Below are 16,910 nucleotides of genomic sequence, written 5' to 3'. Positions count from 1 at the left end.
GTATCCGTCCGCTTCCGCCACCTCTGTGACCGTCCCGTCCGCCCCGTCTGGCGCCCCGTTAGCGTATCGTCGCTGCCGGTGAAGGGGGTTCTAGTGTTATCAAACAAATCCCGCAAGTGGTTTTTTCAGGTTATCGTCATCTTTTCTTCAAAAATGCAAATATCCTAATAAATACAACGACTTAAATGACAAACAAATTCTGAAGTGCCGCAATTTCTGCAGTCTGCGACACCTCGAGCCTTGGCATGAAATGGAGGCCACCCCCCTATATGTTGGGTTACCCACAGACTTATCCCCAAGAGGTCGTCGAATACGATGCAAATCACCCCAAAAGCGGAGGTGGAATCATGTCATGCGAGTCGGATTTTCGTGCGCTTTCGCGAGTCGGACCGCCGATGCCCCTTAAAACGTCCAAAGCCGCGACGGGAATCGCGGCTTTGGGGTTCTTTCGTCGGGCATCCCCTTAAAGAGGCGCGCGGTCAGGCCGCCTGAGGGCGAACCTCACGGCGCAATGTGGCCAAACCTGCAAACGCCCCGATCACCAGCGGCAACCCCGCAGGTAGTGGCACCGCCGGGGCGACATCCGACACATTGACGGTAAGGCTATCAAAATTATGCAGCCGCAAGATCGTCGTACCCAGTCCGATGGAAGCCCCCGCGTCATCCTCGTAATAGGCCACGAGGCTCACATAGCCGATATCATCCAGATCAAAACTGTCGCCTTCGGCAAATCCGCCGAAGAGATCGCCCATATCATCGAACTGATTAACGCCCTCCTTCTAACGGATTTCAAGCGACACAGCCGATACATTCACCCCCGCAAGCCCCGTCGCGCCAAACCCTGCTTGGTAATATGACAAGAAGGCATCGGTACCACCCGCCAAATCAACCTGATTATAGGTGCTGCTTATAGGAGATCCGGTGCTCTTGATTTGCGCACCGCTTACCTCAAAGTCGATATCGGAGAAGACATTGTAAAACAGGCTCGGACCGATGTTGGTGGCGCCGCCCGTTTGATATTGCACCGATCCGGAAAAAGTGCCCGCGCCGGGCGCAAGATCGCGTCGAGCGGCCCGACGCATGAGCCCGACTGCGTAATATAAAAAACCCCGATGCGCGGCCCTATTGCTTAATGTGTCACGCCTGCCTGACCATCTTGGCTGGGAAAGATGGTGTTCATCGGCACGGATTGCCCGTCGGCCATCACCACGCGCACATGGCGGCGGCGCATTTGGCGCGGCTCCGACACGCCAACCGAATGGGCGATGGTTTCCACCTCTTTGATCACCTGCTTGGCGTAATGGGCCACGCGTTTGTATTTGTCCTCGACCACAAGGCCTGCTTGCAAGCGCGGATCATGGGTGGTGATCCCGGTGGGACAGGTGTTCTTGTTACACTTGAGCGCCTGAATACAGCCGAGCGAAAACATGAACCCCCGCGCCGAGGTGACGAAATCCGCCCCCGCGCAGATCGCCCAAGCCACATCAGAGGGGTTTACCAATTTGCCCGCCGCAATAATTCGGATGCGGTCGTGCAGCCCATGTTTATCACGCAGGTCCACCAGCATGGGCAATGCTTCGCGAATGGGCATGCCGACCAGATCGATCAAAGGCATCGGCGCCGCCCCTGTCCCGCCTTCACCGCCATCAATGGCGATAAAGTCCGGCGCGCAGTCCGCGCCGCGCTCATTGATCAGGTTGAAAAGCGGTTCCAGCGCGTCAGGAGACCCCATCACGGTCTTAAACCCCACGGGTTTTCCTGTGACCTCGCGAATGTGGCCGACCATATCAAGCAGATCCCCCCAATCATCGATCTCACGGTGGCGGTTCGGGGAAATCCCGTCCTGACCGATTTGCAATCCGCGGATCGCGGCGATTTCGGCGGTGACCTTCTCGCCGGGTAGAATACCGCCCTTCCCCGGCTTGGCACCTTGGGCCAGCTTCAATTCAAACATGCGGACCTGCGGGTGCTCGGCGACTGTGCGCAATTTGTCGTCGCTCAGATTGCCATGCTCGTCACGCACCCCGAATTTGGCGGTGCCGATTTGAAACACCACGTCGCAAGCGCCAAGCGTATGAAAAGGCGAAATGCCGCCCTCGCCTGTATTGAGCCATATGCCCGCCTCTGCCGCGCCGCGCGACAGGGCTTCGACCGCAGGGCGCGAGATCGCGCCATAGCTCATTCCGGAAATGTTAAAGATAGATTTTGCCACGAATGGGATCGCCGCCGTTGGCCCGATCATCATCGGTTCGGTCTTGGCGAATTGATCTTCGAGCGGCGGGAAAGCCGCATTCATGAAGATCGATGTGCCGGGGGTCGACAGGCTGCGGGTGGATCCAAAGGCGACGGTATTGCCCTTGCCCGTGCCGGCATGGGTGACCCAATCGCGTTGTGCGCGGTTGAATGGCATTTCCTCACGGTCCATGGCAAAGAAATATTGCCGGAAGAATTCACCAAGCGTCGAGAAAATATGCCGGAACCGCCCGATCACCGGATAATTACGGCGAATGGCATCGCTGGTTTGGAGTTTGTCGACGATGAAGAACAACAGCGCCATCAACGCCGCCCCTCCCAGCACCAGAACAAAGACCAAGGCCAAAACCGTCAAGGCGTGCGTCGCAATTCCCATAAGTATCCTCAATTGATGTGTGTCAAAGTCAGGTTTAGCGCTATGCTAGACTATCACAGTCACACAAACACAGGGGGCAATGCCGCGCAACAACGCGTTGTGCAAATGCGACGCCGCCACCTCGGAGGAGAGATATCATGCCCGACCCAATGAGAAGGTTCATCCGCTGTGGCGTGGCCATTGCCGCGCTCTTGGCGCTGCCGTTCATGACCGCTCCGCAAGCGGCCCATGCCGAAAACGGATTGATCCAATATGTCACAGACGAGAGTTATGATGATGTGATCTTCGGGCTTGAGAACGCCATTCTCGATCAGGGATTGCTCATCGATGGCACCTCGCATGTGGGTGACATGTTAGAACGCACACGCGCGGATGTGGGATCGGATGTGGTGTTGTTCACCCGCGCCGATGTCTACAGTTTTTGCTCGGCCAAATTATCGCGCAAAGTGATGGAGGCGGACCCGATGAACATCCGCTTTTGCCCCTATGATATTTTTGTGGCGCAAATGCCCGATGATCCCGATCACGTCACCATCGGCTATCGCGCATTTCCAGAAGGGCCGATGCAAGAAGTGCAAGCCTTAGTCGATACCATTGTGCGCAGCGCAATCAGCCTAGATTAACCCCACCCGATCAGGCTACACACAACAGATCAAATAGAGACGCCCATTACCAAACGCCTCTCTTTACCATGTGCAGTGTTCTGAGCCCAGCGCACCGAGCACCGTCCTATTCATCCTCTTATCAGGCAAGAGACGGCCAAGAACCAAGTATGGCCGGAGTTCAGGCGCGAGGGTCTTTGGCCCGAAGATTAGTGATAAATTCCATCTGTAATACTGCGGCGGGCACGCGCGACTTTACAGCGTCACACGGGCTGCGATTGTGACTGCAACTGTGGCGACAACTGCGGGCGGCGAAAGTCAGGCCGGGCCGGCGCCGCAAAAGCAAACAAGGCCCGACCCTCGCGGGTTCGGGCCTTGGTCAATCTTACATGTGAACCGTGGCGACAGCGCCATCAATGCGCGGCCGATGCACGGCTAATGCACCACAGCATCATCCGGTTTGGGCCGGTTGCTCGCCCCGACACGATCCCCGATGATCAACCCGTCGGTTCCGGCGCCGACTGCGATCACATCGCCGTCCTTCACATCCCCGGCAAGCAACATCTCGGCCAGTGGATCTTGCAAGGCGCGCTGGATCACCCGTTTGAGCGGGCGCGCCCCGAACACCGGATCATACCCTTCGTCCGCGAGCCAGACTTTTGCGGCCTCGTCGATGTCCAACGAGATCTTGCGCCCGGCCAAACGGTTCGCCAACAAGCCCAGTTGGATTTCAACAATCCCGCTCATATCCGCGCGCGCCAGACGGTCAAAGATGATCGTCTCGTCCAGACGGTTGAGGAATTCGGGCCGGAAATGCGCCCGCACCGCATCCATCACATCGCGCTTGGCATCCGAGGCATCGGCCCCATCGGGCAATTGGCTCAGCGATTGCGCGCCAAGGTTGGACGTCAGGATGATCAAGGTTTGCTTGAAATCCACGGTCCGGCCTTGCCCATCGGTCAAAACCCCGTCGTCGAGCACCTGCAACAGCACGTTAAACACGTCAGGGTGGGCTTTTTCCACCTCGTCAAACAGCACCACCTGATAAGGACGGCGGCGCACGGCTTCGGTCAACACCCCGCCTTCGTCATATCCGACATAACCGGGAGGCGCCCCGATCAAACGGCTGACCGCGTGTTTCTCCATGAACTCGGACATATCGATGCGCACCATGGCGTTGTCGTCATCAAACAGGAACTCGGCCACGGCTTTGGTCAATTCGGTTTTACCGACACCGGTTGGCCCAAGGAAGAGGAAGCTGCCCAGCGGGCGGTTTTCGTCATTCAGACCGGCACGCGCACGGCGCACCGCATTGGCCACGGCTTTGACCGCCGAATTTTGTCCGATCACCCGCTTGTGCAGGCCATCCTCCATGCGCAGCAGCTTGTCACGCTCGCCTTCGAGCATCTTGGTCGTCGGAATACCGGTCCAACGTTCGACCACCTGCGCGATTTGTTCGGGGCGCACGGCCTCTTCGACCATGACCCCATCGGTGCCTTGGCTTTCCGCATCCTCCAACTTTTTCTCCAAGTCGGGGATCACGCCATAAGACAGCTCCCCTGCTTTGGCGAGATTGCCTTCACGTTTGGCGATATCCAATTCAGCGCGCGCCTTGTCGAGCGCTTCTTTGATGTCGCGCGCACCGGCAAGCTTGTCACGCTCGGCCTGCCATGTTGCGGTCATCTGATCGCTGCGCTCTTGCAGGTCCGACAGGTCACGCTCAAGCGTCTCCAAACGGTCCTTCGACGCCGCATCTTCCTCTAACCGCAACGCCTCTGCTTCGATCTGCATTTGCAGGATCTGACGGTCCAGCGCGTCCAGTTCTTCGGGTTTGCTGTCCACTTCCATGCGCAAACGGCTCGCCGCTTCGTCCATCAAATCGATGGCTTTATCGGGCAAGAACCGGTCGGTGATATAACGGTGCGACAGGGTCGCCGCCGCCACCAACGCATTGTCGGAAATCCGCACGCCGTGGTGCAGTTCATATTTCTCTTTGATACCGCGCAGGATCGAAATCGTGTCCTCAACCGTCGGCTCCGTCACCATCACAGGTTGGAACCGCCGCGCAAGGGCCGCGTCTTTCTCGACATATTTGCGGTATTCATCGAGGGTCGTCGCGCCAACGCAATGCAATTCGCCCCGCGCAAGCGCCGGTTTGATCAGGTTGGCCGCATCCATCGCACCGTCCGATTTACCCGCGCCGATGAGCGTGTGCATTTCGTCGATGAAGAGGATGATTTCACCCGCCGCATCCGTGACCTCGTTGAGGATGGATTTAAGCCGCTCTTCAAACTCGCCGCGATATTTCGCGCCGGCAATCAACGCGCCCATGTCCAACGCCAAAAGGCGTTTGTTGCGTAGGCTCTCGGGCACATCGCCGTTGATGATGCGCAAGGCAAGGCCTTCGGCAATCGCGGTTTTACCCACGCCCGGCTCCCCGATCAGAACGGGGTTGTTTTTGGTCCGGCGCGATAGCACCTGCATGGTGCGGCGAATTTCATCGTCGCGGCCGATAATCGGGTCGATTTTGCCCGCCTCCGCCGCAGCGGTCAGGTCATTGGTGTATTTCTCCAATGCCTCATAGCTGTCTTCGGCGCTGGCGCTGTCCGCTTTGCGGCCTTTGCGGATGTCATTGATCGCGGCATTCAACGCTTGCGGTGTCACACCGCCCGCAGTCAAAGCGTCCTTGGCGCCGGATTTGACCAAAGCCAGCGCCGTGAGCAAGCGCTCCACCGGCACAAAGCTGTCGCCCGCCTTTTTAGCAACGGCTTCCGCTTCGGACAAAACCTTGGCCGTGGCTTGATCCATATAGGTTTGGCCCGCGTCGCCCGACACTTTGGCGATCTTCGCCAAATTTGCATCGACATTATCAAGCACGTCCTTCGGCTGACCGCCCGCACGGGTGATCAGGGTGCTGGCAAAGCCTTCGGGGTCATCCATCAAGGCCTTAAGAATGTGGTCTGGGGTCAATCGCTGATGATCTTCGCGCATCGCAATTGTTTGAGCCGCCTGGATGAAACCACGCGCACGCTCTGTGAACTTATTCAAGTCCATTGCCGTTCTCCTTATATCAAAGCGCCCGTTCCGGTGGTGGCGCCCGCTTTGCGGCACGCCCCTGTTATCGGGCCTCACGGATAATTTGGGAAAAAGCAGGCGAGGCTTCAAGGGCAGGCTCGCCGAAAAACATGCGCAAACTGACGCAGGGGCCTCGTCTTGCAAACCGCCCTGTGTTCTGGCGCGGACATGACCAATCCGCCCCGATCCAAAGGCACAGCGCAAAGCGCGCCCGGACAATAGAGGGAACTTTTCCGTGATAAGGGCGTTTAATCCATGAAAACACGCCCATGTGTATATCACCCGCGCCGTAGAGCGCACCCGAGCAGAAAGGCACAACGCCATGCATACTGATAAACTTCAACTGGATGATCTTCGTTATAATCCGGCCCTCAGCGCGTTTGAGGCCAATGTGACCCTCCACGCCGAGGGAGAGGATTTTATCTACCCCTGCCAGATGGCTGCGCCTTTGGATGCGCCATTTCGCACCATCGCCCTCGGGCTGTCCGAGCGCGCCCGCTTACAACATAAAGCCGCGCGCCAAAAAGCGATGGGCATCGGCGCCATGCGGATGAGCCGGAAATCCAGCGCCGAAGAACGCGTGACCACGATGCTATGCAACCACGACACCCCTCGGTTCGCGGCATAGGATACGTCCCATCCGGCCGGCTGTCGGACGATGTAACGCGGTAACGCGTAAGGAGACGGGTGCGAGGCTTTTCATGGTGCCTCGCGCCCGTTCCTTTATAGGGCAATCATACTGCGACTATAGGGCAATCATACTGCGACACCCTCCGATCCAATTCTCGCCTTTTGCGATCGCGATTGCCACATGCTGCGCCAAAGCCTTGACGTGCGGCGTCCGGATCGCAACAAGGGCACAAACCCTCGCCCTATTGTACCGGAGCTGCGCCATGACCCATTCTTCCCCCCCTGCCGATGACCGTTTGATTGTTGCCATGGATGTCCCCAACGCCGTGGCCGGTTTGCAATTGGCCGCAGATTTGGGCGAGGCGGTGAATTTTTATAAAATCGGTCTGGGAATGCTGACGGGCGGCGGCTTGGGCTTGGCCAATGAGCTCAAGCAAGAACAAGGCAAACGCATTTTTCTCGACATGAAGCTATTTGACATTGGCGCGACGGTCGAAGCGGCGGTGCGTGGATTGGCACAATTCGATCTGGATTTCCTGACCGTGCATGGCGATCCGCATGTGGTACGCGCCGCCAAAGAGGGCGCCAGTGGCAAGCAGACGAAAATCCTTGCCGTAACAATTTTGACCTCGCTGGACCGCAAAGATCTTGATGCCAGCCTGATCAAAGACGGCGTGGTGGCGGATCTGGTTTTGGAACGCGCGCATAACGCATTCGAAGCGGGTGCCGATGGCATCATCGCCTCCCCACAAGAAGCCGCCGCGATCCGTGCCCTGCCCTCGGCGGCGGGCAAGTTTATCGTAACACCTGGCGTGCGCCCCGCAGGAGCCGCGTTGGGCGATCAAAAACGCGTGGCGACCCCCGCGCAGGCCATCACCGACGGGGTGGATCATATCGTGGTGGGCCGCCCGATCTGGCAGGCTCCCAGCCCCGCCGACGCCGCGCGGGCGATTCTCGACGAAATGCGCCGCGCCTGATCTTGGGCCGGTTCAGGTCGGCCACGCGCCCCAAATAAAGGGCAAATAGGCCCCTGCACACCTATATGTTGTGGATATCTCTGCCATTCGCCTAAAAAGCGGGTGCGCCAATGGTCGCGCATGTGTTAACCAATGTGCCAATACTGACATGAGTTTATCTATTTGATCTGGGGACGAGAGAATGGCCATTACCATCAACGCAGGAACGCCGGTTTCCAAAGACAGCAATCGCAGCGCGACCACCACGCTCGAAAGCGGCGCGCCGACACCGCCATCGCAGCGCGGTAACAACGGCGGCATGGCGCCGTTGGGCGAGGTGCAAAAAGCCCATAATGATCTGGTGCTGTCCTATCTCAAACTGCGCCGGATGACCGGAATGTTGGGGTTTGCTCTTCCTGTGATGTTGTTGATCATGGCGGTGACCCCCACGGTCAACTTCATGCCCTCGATTTCCGAATTCTACTATACCCCCGTGCGCAGCCTTCTGGTCGGGGTGATCGGCGCAATTGCGATCTTCTTGTTTTGCTACAAAGGCTATGCGGCCGAACCGCAACGCGTCGCACAACGCCCGATCGAGAAATTCCTCACCGATCGCCGGGTATCGATGGCGGCGGCTTTGGGCGCGGTGGGTGTGGCAATATTTCCGACCTCATCCGAGGTGGCCACAATGCCCGTGCCCTTGATGGTGCAGTGGCTGGGCAGTGGCGGATCGTCGATTTTGCATGCAATCAGCGCTCTTACTTTCTTCCTCGCGCTGGCGGTGATGTGTCTTGAAAACTTTCGCCGCGCGCCCTTGGACCGCACTCAAAGCCGCAGCCGCGCCGCAGAACGCAGCATCTACGCGGCCTGCGGAAATGTGCTGATTGGCTGCACTGCGATTTTGGTGCTGCTTTTTGTGATTGGTGCCGTCGGCAGCGAGGGGATCGCGCATTTCACCAAGGAAAACCACCTTATCTTCTGGTTCGAAACCTTTGGCTTGTTTGCCTTTGCGCTGGCATGGCTGGTCAAGGGCGAGGCATTGACGCCCGTGGTGAATATGGTCGCCTCCGCCGAAGAGGCCGACCGCGCCCGCGCCGCACAAAAAACCGCCGAACAGCACGCAGAGCGCGCCGCCGAAGAGCAGGCCTTGGAAAACCCGTTCTCGGCTTCGGCTTCGCGTAAGAAACCCCCGTTAAAATAGGCACCGGCGAAGCCACAATCAGGGCCGTATCCCCATAAGGAGGATGCGGCCTTTTCATATCATTTCTGCGCGATGGATGCGCCCTGTGTTCGCCTATTTCCCCAGAAAGATCCGCAGCCAATCTTGCAAATGCGGCACCGCACGCGGATGATCGATAAAGCCCTGCGGCGTCATCAATTCAAGCCGCTGCCCCTCATCCCCCAACCGCAATCGCGCGCCCGCATGGGTCGGCAGATACGCTGCGAAGAACACCACGGGTCCGACGGGGCGCGGGTAAACGGCCTGAAACTTCAAATCCTCCGGCGCAAGCTTTATACCGGTTTCCTCACGCGTCTCGCGGCAGGCGCAGACCACAGGCCCCTCGCCGTGATCGGCAAAACCGCCTGGCAAATCCCAATGATCCGGAAAGGCAATATCGGGCACATCGTCGCGCAGCAAAGCCACCAGGTCCCCACCGATAAAAAGCGCCACTTTCGCCCCGGCACACCGCGTGTCCATAAATCTCATTCCGCTCTCTTGCACTTTGCCTTAAGGTTAAAGCAGTCCCGTCCAAGCGCCAATGTGCATCTGTCCCAAAAGTCCGCGCGCCCGACGCGAAACAGACAACTTGCGGTCCGGTCACCGGGCCAATAGGCCATGTGACAAGGACGGGCCAATTCACAATGCCCCGGAGGCGACCGGCCATCCGCCGACCGCCCCGGCGACTTCCCACCGCGCATCACCACGCGCATAGGACCGAACCGCCACCGATCATGACGCCGAAAACCGCCCCTCTCCCCGCGCTCTGCCGCGATTGCATGACCTGTTTTGAAGGTGCCGCACGGTGCCCGTCCTGCGGCAGTCCGCGCATCGTCGCCCATGCGGAACTGTTTGAACTCGGCATTGCCCATATGGATTGCGATGCGTTTTTTGCCTCGGTCGAAAAACGCGACAATCCGGCCTTGGCGGGCAAACCTGTGATCATTGGCGGCGGGCGGCGCGGCGTTGTCTCGACCGCTTGCTACGTGGCGCGCATTCGCGGCGTACGCTCGGCCATGCCGATGTTTCAGGCCCTCAAACTTTGCCCCGATGCCGTGGTGATTGCGCCGCGCATGCAGGCCTATGCCGAGGCCAGCCGCGCCATTCGGCAAATGATGGAGGACATGACCCCCGCCATCGAGCCCTTATCGCTGGATGAGGCATTTTTGGACCTGCGCGGCACCCAACGCTTGCACGGCGCGCCGCCAGCGGTGATGTTGGCCCGCTTGGTGCGGCGCATGAAGGTGGAATTGGGTTTGACCGGATCAATCGGGCTGAGCCACAATAAGTTTCTGGCGAAAATCGCCTCGGATCTCGATAAACCGCATGGCTATTCGGTGATTGGAAAGGCCGAAACCGCCACGTTTTTGCATGATAAACCGGTGCGGATGATTTGGGGCGTGGGCGCCGCCGGACAAGCCTCTCTGGAGGCCGCAGGCATTCGCAGCTTTGCCGATCTGTTGCGGTGGGACCGGCGCGAGTTGCATGCGCGTTTTGGCACGATGGGCGAAAGGCTGTGGCATCTGGCCCGGGGGCAAGACACACGCGGCGTCTCGGCCCATGCACCGATGAAGAGCATTTCGAACGAAACGACGTTTTCCGAAGACACCGGCGATGCCGCGCTTCTCGACGGGCATCTGTGGCGGTTGTCGGAAAAGGTGTCCGCGCGGGCCAAAGCCAAGGCATTGGCCGGCCGTGTGGTGACCGTCAAGCTCAAGCGCAGCGATCACAGCGCCCTGTCCCGGCGGCTGTCGCTACGCGATGCAACACAGTTGGCTGATGTGATCTATCGGACAGCCAAGGGGCTCTTCGATCAGGTTGGCCCCAATGAGGGTCCCTACCGGTTGATCGGCGTGGGCCTGTCCGATTTGATAGACGAAAGCGGTGCGGATCTGTCGGCAGATTTGCTTGATCCCGATGCCGAACGGCGCGCCAAAACCGAACGGGCCACGGACGCAATCCGCAAAAAGTTTGGCCCCGAAGCGATTGTCAAAGGACGCGGTCTACGCGGTGCATCGGGGCACGGCCCCAAAGACGGCTCATAGCGCCAACACCATGTAACCTGCTGACCGTCGAACGGCACCTCTGGGCCCGAAACAGTGGCCGTGCAGCCTGCCCTGCGGGCCGCGCTATTCGGCGGCCAACGGAGTTTTGCGCGCACCGAAACGGGCGACATCCGCCACAACCCCGTCAATCAGGGTTTTAAAGGCGTTGAAATTCTCGTTCGGACGGACGGCTTTTTCATCCATATAGAGGCTGCGGTCGATTTCGATTTGCACCGCGTGTTGCCCGCGCGAAGGGCGGCCATAATGTTGTGCGGTATAGGCACCCGCGAAGGGCGTGTTGCGCACCACCCGCAGCCCCGCATGCACAAAGGCACGCTCGATCCGGTCGACCACGCTTTCATCTGCTGCGGCGCCGAACCGATCGCCGAGCACCACATCGGGGCGTTGACCGCCCAGACGTGCAATGCTTGCGACGGCCTCATGCGGCATCGAATGGCAATCAACCAGAACCGACATGCCGAATTCACGGTAACTGGTGTTGAGCAAATTTTGCAATCTCGCGTGATAGGGATGCCAATAAAGATCAATGCGCCGCTGCACCTCGCTCATCGGCAATTTGCCGCGATAGATCGCCCGCCCACCGGCCACAACCCGCGGCACCACGCCAAGGCCGGAGGCGATGCGCGGGTTAAGCGCCTTGCCCTTGGGCAGACCATCAATCAAGGCGGGATCCAATTCATCGGCGCTGCGGTTCAAATCGACATAGGCGCGCGGCGCGCAAGCTATGAGCAATGGCGCGCCAAAAGAGGGCGCGGCAGAAAACAGATCATCGACAAAAGCATCTTCGGAAGATCGGATCATTTGCGCATCCAGAACCGAGCTGCGCACAAAACTCCAAGGGTAGTCCCGCCCGCTGTGCGGCGAGGCAAAAACCACCGATGTGAGACGCTCGGGTGGCGAAATGACTTGATAGGCGTGCTTGGGCATGAAACGACCTCTTCCAAGGAGAGCATGCCTCAAAATATTCTCTATCAAAAGCCCCTTGACCCTTCTCCCGACTCCTTTTATTGACCAGCGAACCGGCGCGGCATCCCCGCGCCCCTTTTTATGGGGCGAGGCGCTGCATCGGTAAATGGGTGATTAGCTCAGCGGTAGAGCACTTCGTTGACATCGAAGGGGTCACTGGTTCGATCCCAGTATCGCCCACCATGATTTACGCGTCCGTTCCGCCGGATGCACCCGCTAGCGCCCTTATTTACAAGGGTCAATGAAACCAAAGGCGCACCCTGCGCCGCGAATGAGGAGAAGACCTATGAAGGTTAAAAACTCGCTACGCTCGCTCAAGAATCGGCATCGTGATTGCCGCGTTGTGCGCCGCAAGGGCCGCGTTTACGTGATCAACAAAACCCAGCCTCGCTTCAAAGCCCGCCAAGGCTAAGTCGCTGACAGCGCTGAATGCTAAAAGGTCGCTTCCTTCGGGTGGCGGCCTTTTTCGTTTGTGAGGACCGCAGCAGGTCCCGCCGGACCTGAGCAAAATGCCGTGAACAATCTGCACTGTGGAATCACGGCGCAGCCGTTGCCGCCGCAGGTGCCATCGCGCAAGCACCGCAAAGACAGCCATAACATCCCGCGCGTGCCATCGCGGCGCCCATGCGCATAAAATGCGGTAGAGGGACCGACCGCGCATAAAAAGGCCCGCCAAAACCGGCGGGCCCCTTTTGAATTCTGGTTGGGTCTACTCGTAGCTGCGCTGATCCTCGATCACCAAGCCATCCTTGGGCAAGCTCCCCGGCGCAACGATTTCAACCGTACCCTTAAGTTTGAGAACATCGGCGATACTGGCCGCAAAGCGGTCCTCATCGCCGCCGGTTGCTTCGATTTGCACATGCATGGTGTCCATCTCGCCAGCGCGCGCCGCGATCACCCGGGCTTTGATGATTTCATCGTGGCGCGCAACCAATTGCGCGACCTGTTCGGGGCGCACGAACATACCTTTGATTTTTGTGGTCTGATCGGCGCGGCCCATCCATCCTTTGATGCGCATGTTGGTGCGCCCACAGGGGCTTTGCCCCGCCAGAACCGCCGACAGATCACCGGTGGCGAACCGGATCAACGGGTAATCGGGATTGAGCGTGGTCACAACCACTTCGCCGACCTCGCCCTCGGCCACCGGAGTGCCGGTGCCGGGGGTGACGATCTCAACGATGACGCCCTCATCAACAATCATGCCCTCCATCGCCGTGGATTCGTAGGCAATATTTCCAAGATCCGCCGTGGCATAGCTTTGCAAACAGACAATACCGCGATCCGCGTATTCCGCCCGCAAAGAGGGAAACAACGCCCCGCCCCCGACAACTGCCTTGGTGATACCCAACTTCAGCCCCATCGCTTCGGCCTTGTCGAGGATGATTTTCAGATAATCCGGCGTGCCGGCATAGGCCGTTACGCCAATGTCATGGGCAGCGCGGGCCTGTAATTCGGTTTGCCCCGTTCCCGCAGGCAGCACTGCGGCCCCAACGGCGCGGGCGCCGCTTTCGAAAATCATGCCTGCCGGGGTCAGGTGATAGCCGAAACAGTTTTGAACGATATCGCCTTGTCCGATGCCCGCCGCCGCCAACACGCGGCCCATGCGCCACCAGTCGTGATCAACGCGGCCCGGTTCATAAATCGGGCCGGGGCTTTGGAAAATATGTGCAAAGCCCGAGGGCGCAAGCGTGGTCAAACCCCCAAAGGGCGCAGAGGCCCCCTGCGCCTTGCCGAGATCGGATTTACGCAACACCGGCAGCGCGGCCAGATCGGCAACACAGGTGATTTTGCTGGCCTCTACGCGGTCCAAGGTTCCCGCATATCCGGGCAAAGCCTGCGCCCGGGCGATTTGTGCAGGCAGCGCCTGTGCGATATCCTCGGCACGGGCCTCGGAGCTACGGGTTTCGGCGGCGTCAAAATGTCGGGACATCGACAGGTTCCTTCAGATAGGGCGCGGCGCGGCGCCAGTGGGCAAGGGTGGTCAAATCGTGCAGTGCGGCTCAGCTCAGCCAACGCTTGCGGCGGCGATATGAGCGCACATCACGAACGCTTTTACGGCCTTCGTCAGACATGCCAAGGTAAAACTCCTTTTCATCGGGATTTTCACGCAAATCAACAGCAGGACCGTCCATCATGGCGCGACCCGATTCCAGAATACTCCCGTAACGGGCCTAGTGCAGCGCCACATTGGTGTTCTGCTCTGCGACGAGGAAGATCGCGCCTTCCTTCTCGTTGAGATCCTTGAGGATGCCGAAAATCTCTTCGACGAGCTGCGGCGCAAGACCCATCGATGGCTCGTCCAGCAAGATTGTTTCGGGTTTCGACATCAAGGCGCGGCCAATGGCCACCATTTGTTGTTCACCGCCGGAGGTATAGCCCGCCTGGCTTTTGCGACGTTCCCGCATACGCGGAACATAATTGGAACCCATTTGAAGATCGGCAAAAATATCGCCCTTGGATACACGGCGCGTATAGCTGCCCGTCAGCAGGTTTTCCTCGACGGTGAGGCATTCTCGATACAGTGACGGCCTTCCATCACCTGAATGCCCCCCTTTTGCGCGAGGGCGGCAGGATCGAAATCTTGAGCCCACTCACCGCGATTGGAAGAGGCCGGTTATCGCACCTTGGCCTTTGCACGTGCCACTGAATTCGAAGCCGCCTTGCAAAGCCCCACCCCGGATTTATGCCTTGTCGATCTGTCGTTACCCGACAGAGACGGGCTTGGCCTTGTGCATCGACTAGCGCTGGAACAGGGGGCGAGCGTGATCATCATTTCGGGCCGGGCGCAGGTCCAGGACCGCGTGACGGGATTGGAATTGGGCGCCGATGATTACATCATAAAACCCTTTGATCCGGCCGAAGTCGTCGCCCGGGTGCGCGCCCGTCTTCGTGCCAATAAACCGGCCGAACAAAGCGGGCAATTGGCGCGTTTCTCCGGTTGGACCGCCTCTCTTAACCGCTATGTCCTCACCGATACCACGGGAACCGAAGCCCCGTTCTCCCATGCCGAGGGCGAAGTTTTACGGCTGTTTCTCGAACGACCCAAGCGGCTGATTCCTCGCGTCATGATGCAAGAGGCCCTTGGCGGGGCAGCGGGAGAAAGCTTTGGCCGCGCGATGGATGTGCGGATCTCGCGGTTGCGCACAAAACTCCGCGAAGATCCCAAAAATCCCCAGCTTATCAAAACCATATACGGGGCTGGCCATATCTGTTTGGGGGATGTGGATTGGAGCTGACCGGCGCGGCCCACCTTACGGAATCGTCTCTATCGGCTCTTGATCCGAATTGCCTGCGGCGCTACGATTCGGGTCATGACATGCTGCCTCATGTATCAATCCAACGCCTGCGGCCCTGCGCGGTACTACCGCGTCGAAATCGCCCTTAACCTTTTCGAAGAGGTCTCCGTCTTGCGCGAATGGGGACACAAAGGCGGAAAAGGCCGGATGGAAATCGCCATTTTCGCCAATCTGCGCCACGCCTCCGAAGCCGCCGACCGGTGGCGCGAAAGGGCGCTTAAACGCGGCTATGACCGCGCGGCTTAAACCGCCCAACGCCCTGCTGCATCGGCCAGAATTTCCAAGCCTTTGACCAAATCTTCCTCATGGGTGTCTTCCTCGAAGGCGTGGGAAATCCCGTCAATCGACGGCACGAACAACATCCCCACCGGCATCAAACGTGATAGGTTCGCCGCATCATGCAACGCCCCCGATTGCAGCGCGCGCCAGCGCCCCTTCGCATGGGTTTCGGCGGCCGCCTTCAGCGCCGCCTGCGCCCCGACGTCCATCGGCACAGGCTCCAGCCCCAGCAGGGAAGAATAGTGCAATTCCATCCCCTGCTCCGCCGCGACTTCGGCGGCCGTGTCGCGGATGATTGCCTCCATCCGCGACAGTCGATCCGTATCTCCGTCACGCCATTGCATTGAGAACACGGCCTTTCCCGGAACAACCGAGTGGGCATTCGGGGATAGGTTGATATGGCCGATGGTCCAAACCGTTTGCGGCGTCACCACATTGCGCAGCCGGTCATTGAGCCGCGCGTTGAACAGGCTGACCGCTTGGAACGCATCACGGCGCATGTGCATCGGCGTGGTGCCGGCATGGTTTTGCTCACCCTCGAATGTGATGCGCATGTCGCGGATGCCGACGATATCCGAAACCACGGCCGCAGTATCGCCGGCCTGATCGAGCCACGGACCTTGTTCGATGTGCATCTCTAAAAACCCGCTGAATCGCGCCGGATCGACAAACGGGCCGGTGACCAGATGCGCCATTGCTCCGCGCGCATCGGCAAAAGTAACCCCGTCCCGGTCGGTCAGTTCATCTGCCACTTCCAATGATAGCGCGCCGGACCAGATCGTGCTGGCTGTGGTGACGCCAAAACGGCCCTCTTCATCCTCGAAGTTCACGGCGGAAACCGGCGGCCCGCCCGCTTCAATCGATGCACGGGCGATCTCAAGCCCCGCAATCACGCCCAGCGCCCCGTCGAGCCAGCCCCCTTCGGGTTGCGTGTCGCTATGTGAGCCGATCAGCAACGATTTTTCTGCCGCTGCCAGCCCCCAAACCGACCCGACCGGATCAATATGCACCTCGAGGCCTGCCTCGGTCATCCGCGCCGCGATCCACTGCCGCGCCTTGATATCGTCACCGGAGAAGGCAGGGCGCACCACACCCTTACCGATACCGGAAGCCCCGATTTCCCGCAGGGCATGGAGATCGGCAAGAAAACGGTCGGGATTAACGGGGATCATCGGGATGTCCTTTGCGCGAT

15 protein-coding genes, 1 tRNA gene and 2 pseudogenes are annotated in these 16,910 nt (G+C 59.2%); 9 read left to right on the top strand and 9 right to left on the bottom strand.

Annotation, left to right across the window (positions count from 1 at the left end; all coding sequences use genetic code 11):
- Nucleotides 1-479 precede the first annotated feature (479 nt).
- The 3 genes from DI396_RS12775 to DI396_RS12765 are packed head-to-tail and all read right to left on the bottom strand — an operon-like array spanning nucleotide 480 to nucleotide 2,629.
- Entirely contained in the window at nucleotides 480-752 is a 273-nt protein-coding gene (locus DI396_RS12775; RefSeq protein ID WP_110796600.1) for a VPLPA-CTERM sorting domain-containing protein, read from the bottom strand.
- A 27-nt stretch (nucleotides 753-779) separates the two neighbouring features.
- Nucleotides 780-1,082 carry a hypothetical protein gene (locus DI396_RS12770; RefSeq protein WP_110796599.1) on the bottom strand — a complete coding sequence of 101 codons (303 nt, stop codon included), beginning with the start codon at nucleotides 1,080-1,082 and terminating at the stop codon, nucleotides 780-782.
- A gap of 47 nt (nucleotides 1,083-1,129) precedes the next feature.
- Nucleotides 1,130-2,629, bottom strand: a complete 1,500-nt coding sequence (locus DI396_RS12765; protein ID WP_110796598.1) for an FMN-binding glutamate synthase family protein — start codon at nucleotides 2,627-2,629, stop codon at nucleotides 1,130-1,132.
- Nucleotides 2,630-2,766: 137 nt separating this feature from the next.
- Here DI396_RS12765 and DI396_RS12760 point away from each other — a divergent pair, with 137 nt between their 5' ends.
- Nucleotides 2,767-3,252 carry a DUF302 domain-containing protein gene (locus tag DI396_RS12760; RefSeq protein WP_407936314.1) on the top strand — a complete coding sequence of 162 codons (486 nt, stop codon included), beginning with the start codon at nucleotides 2,767-2,769 and terminating at the stop codon, nucleotides 3,250-3,252.
- Nucleotides 3,253-3,666: 414 nt separating this feature from the next.
- Here the strand turns inward: DI396_RS12760 and clpB are convergent, their stop codons facing one another.
- Nucleotides 3,667-6,285 carry an ATP-dependent chaperone ClpB gene (gene clpB, locus DI396_RS12755; protein ID WP_110796597.1) on the bottom strand — a complete coding sequence of 873 codons (2,619 nt, stop codon included), beginning with the start codon at nucleotides 6,283-6,285 and terminating at the stop codon, nucleotides 3,667-3,669.
- Nucleotides 6,286-6,628: 343 nt separating this feature from the next.
- Here clpB and DI396_RS12750 point away from each other — a divergent pair, with 343 nt between their 5' ends.
- From DI396_RS12750 to DI396_RS12740, 3 genes are all read left to right on the top strand, one after another.
- Complete coding sequence (locus tag DI396_RS12750; RefSeq protein WP_110796596.1) at nucleotides 6,629-6,934, top strand: hypothetical protein; 306 nt, start codon at nucleotides 6,629-6,631, stop codon at nucleotides 6,932-6,934.
- Between the two features lie 265 nt (nucleotides 6,935-7,199).
- Complete coding sequence (gene pyrF, locus DI396_RS12745) at nucleotides 7,200-7,913, top strand: orotidine-5'-phosphate decarboxylase (RefSeq protein ID WP_110796595.1); 714 nt, start codon at nucleotides 7,200-7,202, stop codon at nucleotides 7,911-7,913.
- A gap of 181 nt (nucleotides 7,914-8,094) precedes the next feature.
- Nucleotides 8,095-9,093, top strand: coding sequence for a hypothetical protein (locus DI396_RS12740; protein ID WP_110796594.1), 999 nt, complete (start codon nucleotides 8,095-8,097; stop codon nucleotides 9,091-9,093).
- Nucleotides 9,094-9,186: 93 nt separating this feature from the next.
- Here DI396_RS12740 and DI396_RS12735 read toward each other — a convergent pair whose 3' ends face one another.
- Nucleotides 9,187-9,600, bottom strand: a complete 414-nt coding sequence (locus tag DI396_RS12735) for an NUDIX domain-containing protein (protein WP_110796593.1) — start codon at nucleotides 9,598-9,600, stop codon at nucleotides 9,187-9,189.
- 245 nt (nucleotides 9,601-9,845) lie between these two features.
- Here DI396_RS12735 and DI396_RS12730 point away from each other — a divergent pair, with 245 nt between their 5' ends.
- Nucleotides 9,846-11,156, top strand: a complete 1,311-nt coding sequence (locus tag DI396_RS12730) for a DNA polymerase IV (protein ID WP_110796592.1) — start codon at nucleotides 9,846-9,848, stop codon at nucleotides 11,154-11,156.
- Nucleotides 11,157-11,240: 84 nt separating this feature from the next.
- Here the strand turns inward: DI396_RS12730 and DI396_RS12725 are convergent, their stop codons facing one another.
- Nucleotides 11,241-12,104, bottom strand: a complete 864-nt coding sequence (locus DI396_RS12725) for an N-formylglutamate amidohydrolase (RefSeq protein ID WP_110796591.1) — start codon at nucleotides 12,102-12,104, stop codon at nucleotides 11,241-11,243.
- Between the two features lie 147 nt (nucleotides 12,105-12,251).
- Between DI396_RS12725 and DI396_RS12720 the strand changes: the two genes are divergently transcribed.
- A tRNA-Val gene (locus tag DI396_RS12720) sits at nucleotides 12,252-12,326 on the top strand.
- 103 nt (nucleotides 12,327-12,429) lie between these two features.
- The gene (gene ykgO / locus DI396_RS12715) at nucleotides 12,430-12,555 is read left to right on the top strand and encodes a type B 50S ribosomal protein L36 (protein ID WP_058332978.1); all 126 of its coding nucleotides are present in this window, start codon (nucleotides 12,430-12,432) and stop codon (nucleotides 12,553-12,555) included.
- A 297-nt stretch (nucleotides 12,556-12,852) separates the two neighbouring features.
- Here the strand turns inward: ykgO and DI396_RS12710 are convergent, their stop codons facing one another.
- Nucleotides 12,853-14,073, bottom strand: coding sequence for a phenylacetate--CoA ligase family protein (locus tag DI396_RS12710; RefSeq protein WP_110796590.1), 1,221 nt, complete (start codon nucleotides 14,071-14,073; stop codon nucleotides 12,853-12,855).
- 70 nt (nucleotides 14,074-14,143) lie between these two features.
- A pseudogene (locus DI396_RS12705) lies at nucleotides 14,144-14,742 on the bottom strand (ABC transporter ATP-binding protein); the annotation flags it as partial.
- A 1-nt stretch (nucleotide 14,743) separates the two neighbouring features.
- Here DI396_RS12705 and DI396_RS12700 point away from each other — a divergent pair.
- Together DI396_RS12700 and DI396_RS12695 are read left to right on the top strand one after the other, a co-directional pair.
- Nucleotides 14,744-15,379 (top strand): annotated as a pseudogene (locus DI396_RS12700) (response regulator transcription factor); the annotation flags it as partial.
- A gap of 75 nt (nucleotides 15,380-15,454) precedes the next feature.
- Nucleotides 15,455-15,685 (top strand): WGR domain-containing protein, encoded by a 231-nt coding sequence (locus tag DI396_RS12695; protein ID WP_110796588.1) that lies wholly within the window; start codon nucleotides 15,455-15,457, stop codon nucleotides 15,683-15,685.
- Here the strand turns inward: DI396_RS12695 and DI396_RS12690 are convergent.
- On the bottom strand, nucleotides 15,682-16,890 hold the full coding sequence (locus DI396_RS12690) for a hydantoinase/carbamoylase family amidase (protein WP_110796587.1): 1,209 nt from the start codon (nucleotides 16,888-16,890) through the stop codon (nucleotides 15,682-15,684). The genes DI396_RS12695 and DI396_RS12690 overlap by 4 nt on opposite strands.
- Between the last annotated feature and the right edge of the window lie 20 nt (nucleotides 16,891-16,910).

It is taken from the genome of Litorivita pollutaquae (assembly GCF_003205515.1).
Taxonomy (GTDB): domain Bacteria; phylum Pseudomonadota; class Alphaproteobacteria; order Rhodobacterales; family Rhodobacteraceae; genus Litorivita; species Litorivita pollutaquae.
The sequence above is the reverse complement of the archived record's forward strand: the minus strand, read 5'-3'. Positions and strand labels throughout refer to the sequence as shown.

Excerpts from the sequence above, each read along its gene's own strand:
- DI396_RS12775 (WP_110796600.1), bottom strand. The coding sequence starts at position 752 with ATGGGCGATCTCTTCGGCGGATTTGCCGAAGGCGACAGTTTTGATCTG.
- DI396_RS12770 (WP_110796599.1), bottom strand. The coding sequence starts at position 1,082 with ATGCGTCGGGCCGCTCGACGCGATCTTGCGCCCGGCGCGGGCACTTTT.
- DI396_RS12765 (WP_110796598.1), bottom strand. The coding sequence starts at position 2,629 with ATGGGAATTGCGACGCACGCCTTGACGGTTTTGGCCTTGGTCTTTGTT.
- DI396_RS12760 (WP_407936314.1), top strand. The coding sequence starts at position 2,767 with ATGCCCGACCCAATGAGAAGGTTCATCCGCTGTGGCGTGGCCATTGCC.
- clpB (WP_110796597.1), bottom strand. The coding sequence starts at position 6,285 with ATGGACTTGAATAAGTTCACAGAGCGTGCGCGTGGTTTCATCCAGGCG.
- DI396_RS12750 (WP_110796596.1), top strand. The coding sequence starts at position 6,629 with ATGCATACTGATAAACTTCAACTGGATGATCTTCGTTATAATCCGGCC.
- pyrF (WP_110796595.1), top strand. The coding sequence starts at position 7,200 with ATGACCCATTCTTCCCCCCCTGCCGATGACCGTTTGATTGTTGCCATG.
- DI396_RS12740 (WP_110796594.1), top strand. The coding sequence starts at position 8,095 with ATGGCCATTACCATCAACGCAGGAACGCCGGTTTCCAAAGACAGCAAT.
- DI396_RS12735 (WP_110796593.1), bottom strand. The coding sequence starts at position 9,600 with ATGAGATTTATGGACACGCGGTGTGCCGGGGCGAAAGTGGCGCTTTTT.
- DI396_RS12730 (WP_110796592.1), top strand. The coding sequence starts at position 9,846 with ATGACGCCGAAAACCGCCCCTCTCCCCGCGCTCTGCCGCGATTGCATG.
- DI396_RS12725 (WP_110796591.1), bottom strand. The coding sequence starts at position 12,104 with ATGCCCAAGCACGCCTATCAAGTCATTTCGCCACCCGAGCGTCTCACA.
- ykgO (WP_058332978.1), top strand. The coding sequence starts at position 12,430 with ATGAAGGTTAAAAACTCGCTACGCTCGCTCAAGAATCGGCATCGTGAT.
- DI396_RS12710 (WP_110796590.1), bottom strand. The coding sequence starts at position 14,073 with ATGTCCCGACATTTTGACGCCGCCGAAACCCGTAGCTCCGAGGCCCGT.
- DI396_RS12695 (WP_110796588.1), top strand. The coding sequence starts at position 15,455 with ATGACATGCTGCCTCATGTATCAATCCAACGCCTGCGGCCCTGCGCGG.
- DI396_RS12690 (WP_110796587.1), bottom strand. The coding sequence starts at position 16,890 with ATGATCCCCGTTAATCCCGACCGTTTTCTTGCCGATCTCCATGCCCTG.